The organism is Paracraurococcus ruber (assembly GCF_004353985.1).
Taxonomy (GTDB): Bacteria; Pseudomonadota; Alphaproteobacteria; order Acetobacterales; family Acetobacteraceae; genus Paracraurococcus; species Paracraurococcus ruber.
Genome location: NZ_SMOA01000157.1, coordinates 1 through 13,480 on the forward strand (window position 1 = coordinate 1; position 13,480 = coordinate 13,480).

Annotated in this window: 10 protein-coding genes; 6 read left to right on the top strand and 4 right to left on the bottom strand. The window is 69.1% G+C overall.

What is annotated here, in order from left to right:
- Nucleotides 1–581: 581 nt before the first annotated feature.
- Both E2C05_RS21545 and E2C05_RS21550 read left to right on the top strand, forming a co-directional pair.
- A complete protein-coding gene (locus tag E2C05_RS21545; RefSeq protein WP_133221713.1) occupies nucleotides 582–944 on the top strand; it encodes a hypothetical protein in 363 nt (120 codons plus the stop codon).
- A gap of 143 nt (nucleotides 945–1,087) precedes the next feature.
- A complete protein-coding gene (locus tag E2C05_RS21550) occupies nucleotides 1,088–1,522 on the top strand; it encodes a hypothetical protein (protein ID WP_133221714.1) in 435 nt (144 codons plus the stop codon).
- 40 nt (nucleotides 1,523–1,562) lie between these two features.
- Here the strand turns inward: E2C05_RS21550 and E2C05_RS21555 are convergent, their stop codons facing one another.
- The 3 genes from E2C05_RS21555 to E2C05_RS21565 form a co-directional block, all read right to left on the bottom strand.
- Nucleotides 1,563–1,805: a hypothetical protein gene (locus E2C05_RS21555; protein ID WP_133221715.1), complete on the bottom strand. Its 243-nt coding sequence runs from the start codon at nucleotides 1,803–1,805 to the stop codon at nucleotides 1,563–1,565.
- A gap of 114 nt (nucleotides 1,806–1,919) precedes the next feature.
- The gene (locus tag E2C05_RS21560; protein WP_133221716.1) at nucleotides 1,920–2,483 is read right to left on the bottom strand and encodes a hypothetical protein; all 564 of its coding nucleotides are present in this window, start codon (nucleotides 2,481–2,483) and stop codon (nucleotides 1,920–1,922) included.
- Nucleotides 2,484–3,110: 627 nt separating this feature from the next.
- On the bottom strand, nucleotides 3,111–5,366 hold the full coding sequence (locus E2C05_RS21565) for a type IA DNA topoisomerase (protein ID WP_133221717.1): 2,256 nt from the start codon (nucleotides 5,364–5,366) through the stop codon (nucleotides 3,111–3,113).
- 245 nt (nucleotides 5,367–5,611) lie between these two features.
- Between E2C05_RS21565 and recD2 the strand changes: the two genes are divergently transcribed.
- Complete coding sequence (gene recD2 / locus E2C05_RS21570; protein ID WP_133221718.1) at nucleotides 5,612–7,828, top strand: SF1B family DNA helicase RecD2; 2,217 nt, start codon at nucleotides 5,612–5,614, stop codon at nucleotides 7,826–7,828.
- 249 nt (nucleotides 7,829–8,077) lie between these two features.
- Here recD2 and E2C05_RS21575 read toward each other — a convergent pair whose 3' ends face one another.
- Nucleotides 8,078–9,844, bottom strand: coding sequence for a putative bifunctional diguanylate cyclase/phosphodiesterase (locus E2C05_RS21575; protein ID WP_158292283.1), 1,767 nt, complete (start codon nucleotides 9,842–9,844; stop codon nucleotides 8,078–8,080).
- Nucleotides 9,845–10,192: 348 nt separating this feature from the next.
- Here E2C05_RS21575 and E2C05_RS21580 point away from each other — a divergent pair, with 348 nt between their 5' ends.
- The 3 genes from E2C05_RS21580 (at nucleotide 10,193) to E2C05_RS21590 (ending at nucleotide 13,395) form a co-directional block, all read left to right on the top strand.
- Nucleotides 10,193–10,759, top strand: coding sequence for a hypothetical protein (locus E2C05_RS21580; RefSeq protein WP_158292284.1), 567 nt, complete (start codon nucleotides 10,193–10,195; stop codon nucleotides 10,757–10,759).
- A gap of 86 nt (nucleotides 10,760–10,845) precedes the next feature.
- The gene (locus E2C05_RS21585; protein ID WP_133221721.1) at nucleotides 10,846–12,753 is read left to right on the top strand and encodes a TonB-dependent receptor plug domain-containing protein; all 1,908 of its coding nucleotides are present in this window, start codon (nucleotides 10,846–10,848) and stop codon (nucleotides 12,751–12,753) included.
- 255 nt (nucleotides 12,754–13,008) lie between these two features.
- Nucleotides 13,009–13,395 (top strand): PAS domain-containing protein, encoded by a 387-nt coding sequence (locus E2C05_RS21590; protein ID WP_158292285.1) that lies wholly within the window; start codon nucleotides 13,009–13,011, stop codon nucleotides 13,393–13,395.
- The last annotated feature ends 85 nt before the right edge of the window (nucleotides 13,396–13,480 follow it).

A 13,480-nucleotide genomic window follows, 5' to 3' on the forward strand; every position in this document is an offset into this window, starting at 1 on the left:
CTGCGGTCATACCGACCGCGGTTCTCCGGCGTCCACATCCCGCCAAATCGCGCACCACCCGCCGCAACCCGCCAGTCACAACCGATTCAGATGACTCACCATGTTCCCGGATGGACACTTAAACTATGGTACGCCCCCAATTTGTAATTTGGGTCGCTCATGAATTTTCCCAATCAGCCTGAAGCATCGCGATTATTGCTCTGATTTCTGTTGGTGATTACATCTGTGTTCTTTCTGTGGGGAGCTTCAGGCTACGATTGCTTGCCCAGGCTGATGCGGGCGCTTCCTGCATTCAGAAGCCAGGCGGTACACCGGCTGGCTAGCCGGGCAGAGTGGCCCTGGCCTCGCCCGGTCGCGCGCTACCGGCACTGCAGGGGACGCCAGCATGGACCGCGACGCGCAGGGGACCGCCTCCACTGTCTGCTTCCTGCACGGGTTCGAACCCGATGCCGCCGGCCGCCTTGCCGCCGTCGATCCCGTGCCGCAGGGCGACGGCGCCGCCCGCGCAGCAGCCACCCTGTCCGGCCGGGCTGCGGTCGGGCCCGATTGCCGGACCTGCCGGACCGCCCCAGCTTGCTGCCATGCCTGATGACCCCAGCCTCTTCACCGCGGCCGAGCGCGACCTGATCCGGCGCGAGTTCAGCCAGCACTTCGGCCAGGACCCGGCGCTCGCCGAGGGAATGTTCCTGCGCTGCTGGCGCACCGGACCCCTCGCCGGCCAGCCCAAGATCCCCAAGGCCATGGAGGGCCTGATCGCGCGCGGGCTGGTCGAGGTCTCGTCCGCGCCGCCCAGCATCCTGGGCACGCGGGCGTTCTTCACCCCGGCTGGGCTCACGGCATTGCGGGCCCTGTTGCAGGACCGCCGCGCGATGGACCCAAAGCGCTTCGGCCACCTCCGGCGCGAGCTCGGGCTCGATCCGCCCTGCTTGGATACACCCGGGTAGGCGGCCTTCTCTTGCCTGGCCGGGTTTGCAGCCCTCCGCTCGAAACACGTGGCGGCGCGGCAGCGGGCCGCCACGAGACCGTCAGTGACGCGGCGTGGACGAGGCTTTCCAACCGGCTTGTCCGTTCTTTATATGTTCACGCCATGCACGCAGCAGCGATCACGCCCGAGAGCCTGCCGGCTGCGGCAGCCTTCGTCGGCCAGACCCTGGCCGAGCACCCGGACCGCGGCCTGCCGGTCCGCGTGCTGGTGGCCACCCTCGTTGCCATCGAGCGGGTCGAGGGCGCCGTGCTGGACGGCGCCGCGGTCGAGCTCGCACGCCGGCTGGCCCGGTTGCACGGCCTGACCCTGCCCGGGTTTCCCTGCGAGTTCCACGCCGACCATGCCGGCCTCGGCGACCGCGACCTGGCCCTGCTGGCGCTGCGGCTGGCCCGCCAACTGGCGCGGTCCGCGGCGCCCTGGCCGTCGCACGACGCGGGCTTCCTGCTGCTGGCGGCAGCCCGGCTGCTCGCCGCGGACCCGCTGATCCGTCCGCCCCTGCCCGGCCAGGTTCGGCGCAGCCCAGCCGCCGCCTCCTGATGCCCGGCGACCACGGCCGGGCGTTGCATGGCTGGCAGCGTCAGCGCGGCGGGCCGCCGAAGGTGCTGCCATGCGGCTTGAGGTGGAAATGGGTGCGGTCGCCGACCAGCACCTCGGCGAGACCGTCGATCGCCTCCATCACCCGCCCGGCCGCCTCGTAGGCCGGGCCGTTGATCGGCGCCTCGGTGCGGATGCGGATGCAGGCCCGGCGGCACTCGCCGGCCGCCTCCATGACCTCGGCGACGAGCTGGGCGGAGAGGAGGCTGCTGCGACGGCGGACCATGCGTGGGAGCATACGCCGCCGAGCGGAACAAACAAGGAACTTCGAATGCGCCGCTAAGGGCGGCTCATCCTCGCCCATTCATCGGAGATTGCCCTCGTCGACCTGGGCCCCTGCCTATCCGCACGCCTTGCAGGTCAGCAGGCCGCGCCGTTCGCGCGCCGGCTCGACCAGGTAGCCACAGCGCAGGCAGTTCGCGCCCTCCTCCGCACCGAACGGGTCGGCGAAACTCCGGCCGTGGCCGGGCACGGGCTGGGCCTCCGGCAGCGCGGTCCGGCGCCGACGCGTCGGGGTGACCGCAAGTGTGGCCGCGAGCGGCTCAGGCGGGCTGGGCTCCGCGGCGGTCGGCGGTGGCGACGGCTGCCACATCGGCATGACATGCACGGTGGGCGGCGATGGCTCGGGTGCAGCAGGCGGCTCGGCCACCGGCAGGGCTGGCGCGGGGGCCTTCGCCCGGAACCCCTCGGGCCAGGCCTCGGCGCGCACGCTCCAGGCGGCCGGGCGAGTGCTGCCGGCGGGCGTCGCGCCGGGCCGGCGGACATGCACCACCTCGACCGCTCGGCTCCCGCCGCCGGCGAACTTGCCGCGGCGCGGGATGCTGACGATGCGATGCTGTTCCTCAGGTGCGTTGACGGTCCGCCGCGACGGGCGGCCGGAGAAGACACGATCGATGTCGGACATCTGCTTCCACACTGATGGGTGCCGTTGCCGGCATCCGGTACTTGCGAACGTCTTGCTCGGGGCAACTGCCGAGCCCATGGTGCAGCCGGCCCCTGCGGCGAAGCAACACGGCGACTCCACCGCGAGTTGCTCCGCGTCCATCGCGGCACGGCGGTCAAGGCACGGTCAAAGCAACTTCTCGCGCCAGGCGGGTCGCAGCGCCGCGAACATCTCGGCCAGCACGGCGTAGTCGCGTTAGCCGCAACGCGCCAGCGTCTGTGCCGCGGCGGTGTCGAGCCGGCGGTACAGGCACCCCGAGGTTTTGGACGGTTTCATCGGGAGGACGCTGTCGCGGGAACCCGCTTCGGACGCAGGCATCTCGACCGAACATCCAACCTCTCCGACCGCTTGCTGTCCGTCCAGGTCCGGCTGGAGACCATGGACGGCCCGCGCCACTGACCGAGGCGGACTGGCGCGGGCAGGCCTGTCACCTGATCGGAACCGCCGTCGCCCGGGTCGGCGGCCGACGTCCCGCACCCGCTTGCCCAGCACGATCCACCCTGTCGCCGGCGGACCGCCGGCGCCACGCGACCATCATGTCAATCGTTGCTGTTCGAGGGTCGGCACCGCAGTCGCAGAGCCGCTGCTCTACAGCCAGCCACGGTCGCGGAAGGCCACGAGATCGACACCCGCCGGCGCATACCACCCTCCAGCCCGGTAGCGGGCACCCAGTTGGAGCGCGATCTCCTTGTTGCCGAACGGAATGCGCAGCGGCGTGTCACCCGCAGCGGCCGGGCCAGCCGGGACGCCGCCCCGCCGATGCCGTTCCGACCCGGCAGGTTCCGCCCCTACGCGGCGGGATGGCCTTCGGCTACCACTCCGGCCCGGCGGCGCCGGTGCCGCCGACGTGCCCATCGCATCCAGTTCGGGGGAGGCACGACCGGTGCCGGCCTCGGCACCGCCCATCGATCCGGCGGAAGCCCGGGGCTTGCGGCGCCGTGCCGGCCGTTGCGGGGATCCGCCTGTCGCCCGGCCGCGCCGGGACGCCTTCCCCGGCTGCGCCACCGCCGAGGCCAGCAGCGCTGCATCATCGGCCGGCATGGTCTCCGTCAAGCGGCCGATGATGCGGCTGGCCTGGGCGCAAACGGCATCGATGGCACCCACCATCTCCTGCTCCCCGACCAGCACCTGGTCGAGCAGCAACTCCATCTGTGCTGTCACGCCAGGATCGACCAGCGCCGAGTCGGCGCGCTCCAGCACGCCGAACAGCGCCAGGCCGCGCTCGGTCGGCACGATGTGCTTGCCGTCGATCCGCAGGAACTCCTGCGCCTTCAGGCCGCGAATGATCTCGGCACGGGTCGCCGGCGTGCCGATGCCTTTCGCCTCTTTCAGCCGGTCCTGCAGCGCGGTGTCCTCGACGAAGCGCCAGGCGTTCTGCATCGCCTCGATCAGGGTGCCCTCGTTGTAGCGCGGCGGCGGACGGGTCTGCTTGTCCTCCACCGCGGCGTCCCGCAGCCGGGCCGGCGCGCCGTCGCGCAGCGCCGGCAGCAGCTGGGCGTCCTCGCCCCGTTCCTCTGCCGGCGTCCATTCGGGGAAGGCGGCACGCCAGCCGAGCTCGACCGGCTGGTGGCCCACGGCACGGAACTCGCAACCCCGGACGTCCAGCGTCGCCGTGGTCTGGCGGTAGCGGAAATCCGGCATCATTGCCGCCAGGTAGGCGCGGGCGATGACGTCGAACAGCCGCCGCTCGTCGGCGTTCAGGCGCGGCCAGATCTCACGCAGCGCGCCGACCGTATTCACATTGGGGATGACGGCGTGGTGGCTGGCGCCGGCCAGGCCCCTGTCGTGGAAGGCGCCGCTGGCGCCGCGGCGGATCAGGGGTGGCTCCGGCACCGGGATCGGCGCATAGGCGCGCCCGGCGCGCAGCCCGGCGACGATCCGCGGCACATCCCCTGCCAGGCTTTCCGGCAGATAGCGGATTTCGGCCCGGGGATAGGTGATGACCTTTTTGCCCTCGCCGTCATACAGCGCCTGCGCCAACTCCAAGGTGCGCGCGGCCGACCAGCCGAAGCGCGATCCGCAGAGACGCTGCAGCGAGGGCAGGTCGTGCAGCCGCGGCGGCGACTGCCGCTTGTCCTCGACGCGGATCGCGAGCGGGCCGCCGAACCCCTCGGCCGCTGCGGCGATCGCCTCGGCGTCGGCGCGCGTGCGGATGCGGTCCTTCGGCGCATGGCGCATCCGGAAGCGGCCGGCCTCGGTCTCGGCGGTGGCGACGACCTCGAAGTAATCCTCCGGAACAAACCGGCGGATCTCCAGCTCGCGCCGGCAAACGATGGCCAGCGTCGGCGTCTTCACCCGCCCGACGCCAATCACCGCGCGGGCGCCCCTGGCCAGCGTCACGGTGGCGGTGCGGGTGAGCGAGAGATTGTAGATCTGGTCGGCCTGCCGCCGGGCCACGGCAGCGGCATACAGCGGCGCGTACTCCGCGTTCGGCTTGGCACGGGCAAAGGCGTCGCGGATCGTTTGCGGGTCCTGGGCGGTGAACATCACCCGCATGACCGTGCCTCGGTAGTCGTAGTGCTCCAGGATCTCCTGGCCGATCAGCTGGCCCTCGCGGTCGCAGTCGGTGGCCAGCCAGACCCGCTTCGCCCGGCGCAGCGCCTGGCGGATCGCCTGCAGCTTGGCCGCCTTGTTGCCGCCGGTGGCGGGCTTGGTGCCGTACAGCCCCTCCGGCCGCAGCAGGACCGTGCTCCAGCGCCGCCAGGCCGGGACCACGTCCTCCGGCTCGGCCAGGTCGAACAGGTGGCCTTCGGCCGGCAGGACCGGGCCGTAGCGGGTGCCGATGGCGGCGCGGACGTCCTTCGCCTGGCTCGTCTTTTCCGTGATGACGATCTGGTCGGTCATGCCGGAGCTCCACATGTTCCCTATAGGTTCCTGGGCGGGAGCGCCAGGGCGGGAAGGCCGGGCCAGACGAATTTCACCCGTCGCAGCATCGGTGCGGCGTGCCGATCTAAGCGGGAATGGCGTGGGCAGGCGCCGCGACGGTCAAGCAGGGTGGGCGCCATGCCCCCCTCCACCGCCACCAATGTTCTTCAGGGGATCACCCTGGCCCCTTGCGCGGGGCGGCTGCCCACCCCGACCATCGGCCAATGCCTGACAGCCCCGCATCCGCTGCGCCGGCCTCAGCCGCGGCCCTGGAGGTGCTGGCCGGGCTGGTCGAGCGCGTGACCTTCCACAACGCCGAGAACGGCTTCTGCGTGCTGCGCGTGAAGGCGCGCGGCCGCCGCGACCTGGTCACCGTGGTCGGCCACGCCGCCACCATCGCCGCCGGCGAATGGGTCAATGCCGGCGGTGCGTGGGTGAACGACCGCGAGCACGGCCAACAGTTCCGCGCCAGGTTCCTCCGCACCTCGGCCCCGACCACCGCCGAGGGCATCCGCAAGTACCTGGCCTCCGGCATGATTCGCGGCATCGGCCCGGCCTATGCCACCAAGCTGGTCGGCGCCTTCGGCGAGGCGGTGTTCGAGGTCATCGAGGCCAGCCCCGAGCGGCTGCGCGAGATCCCCGGCATCGGGCCGGTGCGGGCCAGGCGCATCGTCGCCGCCTGGGCCGAGCAGAAGATGGTCCGCGAGATCATGGTCTTCCTGCACCAGCACGGGGTCGGCACCTCGCGGGCGGTGCGGATCTTCAAGACCTACGGGGCGGAAGCCATCCGGGTGATGACCGACAACCCCTACCGGCTCGCCCGCGACATCCGCGGCATCGGCTTCCGGACCGCCGACGCCATCGCGGAGCGGCTCGGCATCGCCCGGGACGCCCTCATCCGGGTCCGGGCCGGGATCTCCTACGCGCTGTCGGAGGCGACCAACGAGGGGCATTGCGGCCTGCCCCGGGCGGAGCTGGTCGCGCTCGCCGGCAAGCTGCTGGAGGTGCCGGCCGAGCTGATCGGCATGGCGCTCGACTTCGAGCTGGCCGAGGGCAGCGTGGTCGCCGACACGGTCGGCGAGGCGGACTGCGTGTTCCTGGCCGGGCTGCACCGGGCCGAGCGGGCGATCGCCGACCGGCTGTTGGCGCTGTCCCGGGGCGCGCCGCCCTGGGGCACGATCGACGCGGAACGGGCCCTCCCCTGGGTCGCCGCCCGGATCGGCCTGGAGCTGGCGCCCAGCCAGGCCGCGGCGGTCCGCATGGCGCTCGCGGCCAAGGTGCTGGTGATCACCGGCGGCCCCGGCGTGGGCAAGACCACCATCGTCCGCGCCATCCTGCGCATCCTCGCCGCCAAGGGCGTGCGCATGCTCCTGGCCGCCCCCACCGGCCGGGCCGCCAAGCGGATGACCGAGGCCACCGGCATGGAAGCCCGGACCCTGCACCGGCTGCTGGAGGCCGACCCGGCCAAGGGCGGCTTCCGGCGGGACGCCGAGACCCCGCTCGACTGCGACCTGCTGGTGGTGGACGAGACCTCGATGGTGGACGTCCCGCTCGCCAATGCCCTGCTGCGGGCGGTGCCGGACGGGGCGGCCCTGCTGGTGGTGGGCGATGCCGACCAGCTGCCCTCTGTCGGGCCGGGGCAGGTGCTGGCCGACCTGATCGGCTCCGGCGCGCTGCCGGTGGTGCGGCTGACCGAGGTGTTCCGCCAGGCGGCAGCGAGCCGGATCGTGGTCAACGCCCACCGGATCAACCGCGGGCTGATGCCGGAGCTGGAGCGGGCGGCGCCGGAGAGCGACTTCCATTTCGTGCCGGCCGGCGACCCGGAGACCGCCGTCCAGCGCATCGTCGAGCTGGTCGGGACCCGCATCCCGCGCCGCTACGGGCTCGACCCGATCCGCGACGCCCAGGTGCTGTGCCCGATGCAGCGCGGCGGCGTCGGCGCCCGCTCCCTCAACATCGAGCTGCAGGCAGCGCTGAACCCGGCCGGCGAGAGCCGGGTAGACCGCTTCGGCTGGACCTTCGCGCCGGGCGACAAGGTGATGCAGCTCGACAACGACTACGAACGGGAAGTGTTCAACGGCGACCTCGGCCTCGTCGAGGCGGTCGACCTCGAGGCCGGTGAAGTGGTGGTCGGCTTCGACGGGCGAACCGTCACTTACGGCTTCGGCGAGCTGGACGCGCTGGCGCCGGCCTATGCCGTGACCATCCACAAGAGTCAGGGCAGCGAATACCCGGCGGTGGTGATCCCGGTGCTGACCCAGCACTACGCCATGCTGCAGCGGAACCTGCTCTACACCGGCGTCACCCGCGGCAAGCGGCTGGTGGTGCTGGTGGGCCAGCCGCGGGCGGTCGCCATCGCGGTGCGCGGCGTCGCCGGCCGGCGGCGCTGGTCGAAGCTGCGGGAGTGGCTGGCCACGGGAACACCCGCCGCGGCGTTATGACCCGCTTGGCAGCCGGCGCGCGAAGCAGCTTGCTGAACGCAGCTTGGCGTGGCGCGCAGATCGGCAGCGGATGCCGAAACCACGCGGCCCTGGCAACACGCTGCTCTGCCCACCGCTTAGCGAAGGGCGCCCTTCCATAACCTTCTTTTATCTGGCAAAAAGCCAGACGGTTGGGCGGGACACGCAGGAGCTAGAACTCAATCTGAAACTCCTTTGCGAGCAACCTTGACTCAGGTCATGTCGTGTTCGTCAGCCAGCAACGAGCCGTGCAAAATCACCCGGAGGCATTGGCCTGCCGTAGTGGTAACCCTGCACCTCGCCGCAGCCCTCGGCGACGAGCATGTCGGCCTGCCCCGCATTCTCCACGCCTTCGGCGTTCGCCCTGACCCCGAGGCTGCGCGTGATGCCGACCACAGCTCGCACGATCGCCGCCGAGTTGGCGTCATTGCCGAGGTTCTGGATGAAGCTGCGGTCGATCTTGATCTTGTCGAATGTGAACTTCTGCAGGTAGCCGAGGCTGGAATATCCCGTCCCGAAGTCGTCCATGGCGATCTTCACACCGAGCGCGTGCAGGCGGTTGAGCATGGCGAGCGTGTCGTCGGTGTCGTTCAGCAGCACCCCTTCCGTGATCTCGAGTTCCAGCCGCGACGGCTGCAGCCCGCTCGCCTTGAGCGCGCTGGCGACAGCCTCGTAAAGGCCCGGCAGGCGGAACTGGACGGCGGAGACGTTCACGGCGACCCCGAGGTGCTCCGGCCAGCCTGCCGCCTCACGGCAAGCCTCGTGCAAAGCCCAGGCGCCGATGGGAGCAATGAGGCCGGTCTCTTCGGCCACGCCGATGAAGCGGTCCGGCGGAACGTTGCCGTGGCCCGGGCGTGTCCAGCGCAGCAGGGCTTCCGCGCCAATGACCCGGCCCGACGGCAAGGCTACCTGTGGCTGGTAATGCAGTCGGAGATGCCCCTCGGCGAGCGCCAGGCGCAGATCGGCCTCCATGGCGCGCCGCTCCATCAAGCGCGCGTTCATCTCCGGCGAGAAGAAGCAGAAATCGCCTCGTCCGCGCTCCTTCACCTGGTAGAGCGCCAGGTCTGCCTCGATCATCAAGCGCTGCGGGTCCGCCTCCCGCGTAGGATGGGCCAGCGCGATGCCGACGCTGACGCCGACAGTGACCTCATGGCCGTCGATACCGACCGGCCGCTCGATGGCAGCGATGATGCGACGGGCTAAGCTCTCCGCATCGGTCGGCTGCGCAGCCTGAGGCTGGATGACGGCGAACTCGTCCCCACCCAGCCGAGCCAGCGTGTCGCTCTCGCGCAAGCAAGCGGACAGCCGGGCGCTGACCTCGCGCAGCAGCTTGTCGCCGGCCGCGTGGCCGAGCGTGTCATTCACCTCCTTGAACCGGTCGAGGTCGAGGCAGAGCACTGCGACTGTGTGCCCGTTGCGCCGGGCGAGGGCGAGCGCCTGCGTCAGCCGGTCGCCGAAGATCGCCCGATTGGGCAGCCCGGTCAGCATGTCGTGCGCCGCAAGGTAGGCCGTGCGTTCGAGCGCGCGGCGCAGCATGCGCAGCGGCACCGTCCGGAGCGTGAGAAAGATGAGGCCGCCGAGGAGTACGGAGGAGGTCGAGACGAGCCCGGTCGCAATCAACTCTTCCCGGAACGAGCGGGCGGCCTCCGCCTGGCCTATGATCCGCTCACCCTCGCGCACCGGGGCGCTTGCGGAGAGCACAGGCCAGGCCAAACCCTGTTCCGGGCCGGCCTCCATGACGAGCTTGCCATTGGCTCCAAACACGCTGCGCCGTTCCGGCACTGCAGCCCGGCCATTGTGTGACGGCGCCGTGACGTGCAGATCTTCGAACTCCCAGAACGCGGGGTTCGCGCGCGCCATCTCGGCGACTTCGGCCGCGTGCAGCGTGGCACTGGTCTCGAGCCGGCCGTCCAGGCGCCCATAAGCAGCAAACAGGTAGGCCGCTGGCAGTGCCAGCGCGGTGGTCAGCGCGGCAGCGGCAGCCAGTAGCGTCACCACCCGTGCCATATCATCCGGCGCAGCCCTGCGGGCCGACAGGGCCGCAGAGGCCCAGGCTGGGACGAGCCGCCGAAGCAGGCTCGACAGCAACGGGGGAGCGACTGAGCTGGACACGATGTCCCTCGAGGGCAGCGGGGTCTGGTAGAAGCAACGATGCGAAAAACTAGCCGGTATGGCGTGGCGACGCACGCCTGGCCCGTGCCTCAGTAAGGGCCTGGCGCTCGTGAACGCTTTGCACCGCGCCCATTGAGGCACCGGCCCAGCTCCTGCCCGAGGTGATCGCTCTATGATGCGAAATACCTCTCCTGAGCTGCCGAGGGGAACCTGTCGCCAGAGGGGCCGAGGGCCGTGTCTCAGCTGACCATCACCGGTGGACCCGCCTTCGGGATATGCCGGCGTAACGCGAGCGGCCTCGCTCTGCTGTGCCTTCTGATCGGCGCATGGCCCGCGCATGCAGAGACGACCGCGCGTGACCTGCAGACGATCGCGCGAGCATTGGCATTCCTGGAGCCCGCGCCGTCGGGTCTCGTCGAACTCGGCATCGTGTACCCGGTCGGCTCCATCGATGGTCGCGCCGAGGCCGAGCGGTCGGCCACCGCCATGCGCGACGGGCTTCGTGCTGGCGCCATCCAGCTCCGCGGCCGGCCCATGACCCTCGACGAGGCCGCCTCGGCCCCTCCCGCAGCCCTTCTCCTCACGGAGGCCGCCCTGCCGCAAGGCGACCGGCTCGCCGCCCTGCTGGCCGGCAGAGGCGTCCCGACGATCAGCACGAACCCGTCCGCCGTGGCGTCCGACAAAGCAGTCATGGCGGTCCGGGCCGAGCCACGAGTCGAGATCATCGTCAGTCGCGCCGCCGCGCGAGTGGCAGGTGTCGCTTTCTCAGCCGCTTTCCGCATGATGATTCAGGAACGCTGACCGTGTCTCACAAGCGTCCCCGCCTCCGTTCCTGGCATGCAGCTACCCTGCTGTCGCTTTCCGCCCTGGGCGCATCGGGTAGCGCCGTGTCGCAGGTGCTCAACTATGACGCCCTCGAGCAGCTGTTCGAGGAGCCTGTGACAACCAGTGCGACGGGCAAGCCGCAGCGCGCGTCCGAAGTGCCGGTGGCGATGGACATCATCACGGCCGAGCAGATCCGGCGCTCCGGCGCGCACGACATTCCTACGGTGCTGGCGCGCTACACCTCCCTCGACGTGCAGCAATACAACGAGCATGACTTCTCCGTCGGCGCTCGCGGCCTGACCACGCCGATGAACCCGCGCATGCTGGTGCTGGTGGACGGCCGCCAGGTGTACCTGGATGACTACGGCCGTACCAAATGGGCGGCATTGCCGATACAGCTCGGCGAGATCAGGCAGATCGAGGTGGTGAAGGGTCCGAACACGGCGCTGTTCGGCTTCAACGCGGTTGCCGGCGTCATCAACATCGTCACCTACAACCCGGCCCATAACCAGGTGAACAACGCCACCGTCCGGCTCGGCACGCACGGCTACCGCGAGGTCTCCGGTGTGGCGACTGCGCCACTTGGCGAAGGCAGCGGCATCAGGCTCTCGGCCGGGGTGCGCGATTCATCGCCCTGGCGAAGTGGCTTCCTAGCCGGCGAGGATGGCCGCGATTACCGACAGAACCCGGAGCGCGTCCAGCTCGCCACAAACACCGCTGTCCGGATCACAGACCACGTTCAGGCCTCGTTCGACGCCAGCTATTCTCGTACGCGGGAAACCGCCCTCGATCTCGGATCCCTGGGCTTCAATGATACGAGGACCTGGAGCTTGCGGGGGCGTGTTGCCGCCGAGACCGGCATCGGCCTGGTTGAAGGGTCTGTCTACCACAACGGCCTCGAAGGGGACCTGTATCGAAGCTTCCACATTGGCCAGGGTGTCACGGTGCTGCAGCTCAGTGACACCTTCAGGCTCGGCACGCGCCACACATTGCGGCCGTCGGTGGAGTTTCGCCACAATGCCCTGGATACCGGCACCGTGCGGGTCGGCTACGACATGGTGGCGGTCGGCGCCATGTGGAACTGGGCCATACTCGACACGCTCGAACTCACCCTGGCTGGCAGGCGCGACCAGGTATGGCTGACAGGTTCAGGTTACAACACGGCCTCCGATCTCAGCCGCGATTCGCTCTACAACAACCGCGACTTCGGCACTTACGCCTACAATGCCGGCCTTGTCTGGCGGCCCAGCCCGGCCGACACGGTCCGGGTCTCGGCCGCACGCGGCGTTGGCATGCCCAGCCTGGCCGACCTGGGCGTGTTCAACCGCTTCGGGCCTTTCCTGGTCGCCGGCAATCCCGCCCTCAAGCCAACAATCGTCGACAATTATGAGATCGGTTACCGCAGGCAAGTGGCAGCGCTCAGCGGCAGCGTCGGCGTTGCGGCTTTTCACCAGGTCAACCACGACATCAGTGGCAGCTTTCAAACACCATGGGCTAACAATGCCGGCCTTCCCGGCCTCTCCAGGACACCGCGGTCGTTGCCAACCTTGGAGATCTCGGGCATCGAACTGTCCGGCAAAGGTCGGCTCGCGCATGGCTTCGATTGGGGTCTCGAGTACCGGTTGGCAGCGGTGTCGGGCTCGCTCGATCCAGCTGTCACGCTCGACCCGAAGCATGCCTCGCCCCGGCATCTTGTTTCTGCCCGATTGGGTTGGGGAAGCGGACCGCTTCAGGCCGACGGCTTCCTGCGCTACGCCAGCACGGCTTCCGCCTGGCGCTATGCCAACAACGTCCCGACCTATGTCACCGTTGATGATTACGCCTCAGTGGGTGCGCGAATTGGCTACCGGCTGAACGACAGGTTGGTTCTAGCACTCGAAGGCATGAACCTGCTCAGCGAGAAGCAGCGCCAATCGATTGGATTGCAGGCGCGTCGCTCGCTTTATGTTTCGCTAAGAGCTGATTTCTAACAAGTCGGCCTAAACGGTTGTCCATGTCATGAAGAACTACCTGAGCGGCGATCGATGACGTTGTTGCATGGGTCGCCCGGTATGGACGTGTCGGGTTGGCTGGTAAGGGCGAGCCCCCGGTTATCGAGGGCTGCACCAGCCTTCGACGCACAATGATGGACGCCGCGCTGTTTGCGGCACCAAAAGAAGATTTCCGCAGAGTCACATTACCTCGTCGGGTGTTAAGACTGGTCAGTACGTCTGAGCATGCTGCCCATGACCCGCGATTTTCTCACGCTCTGTCCCGGTCCCATTGACGTCGCTTCTGGTGCAGACCTGGTGACCCAGGCTGCGCTGTTTCGACTCATCGTTGAGAACACGGTGGAGGTGATCGTCCGCTACGACTCTAACTATCGGCGCGTTTACATTTCTCCCTCATCGCGCGAGATGCTGGGCTATGACCCGGCGGAGATGCTAGGCAAGCCTGCATATGAGCTAAACCATCCAGATGATTTGGAGCGCGCTAATCGGACTCTCCGCGGCATTGGTCCGGGCAATCCGTGCAGCAAACTCATTTTTAGGCTTCGCCGAAAAGACGGTGTATATATTTGGTTGGAGACGCTGTATCATCGTGTTGCATGGGTCAGCGGCGTGAACGCATAGATCCCTGCCCGCATATGGGATCATGCGATGCGGACGTATTCCGGCCGCCCAAGCTCGAGCATGCGGTTCAGCACGTTGGCGGCGA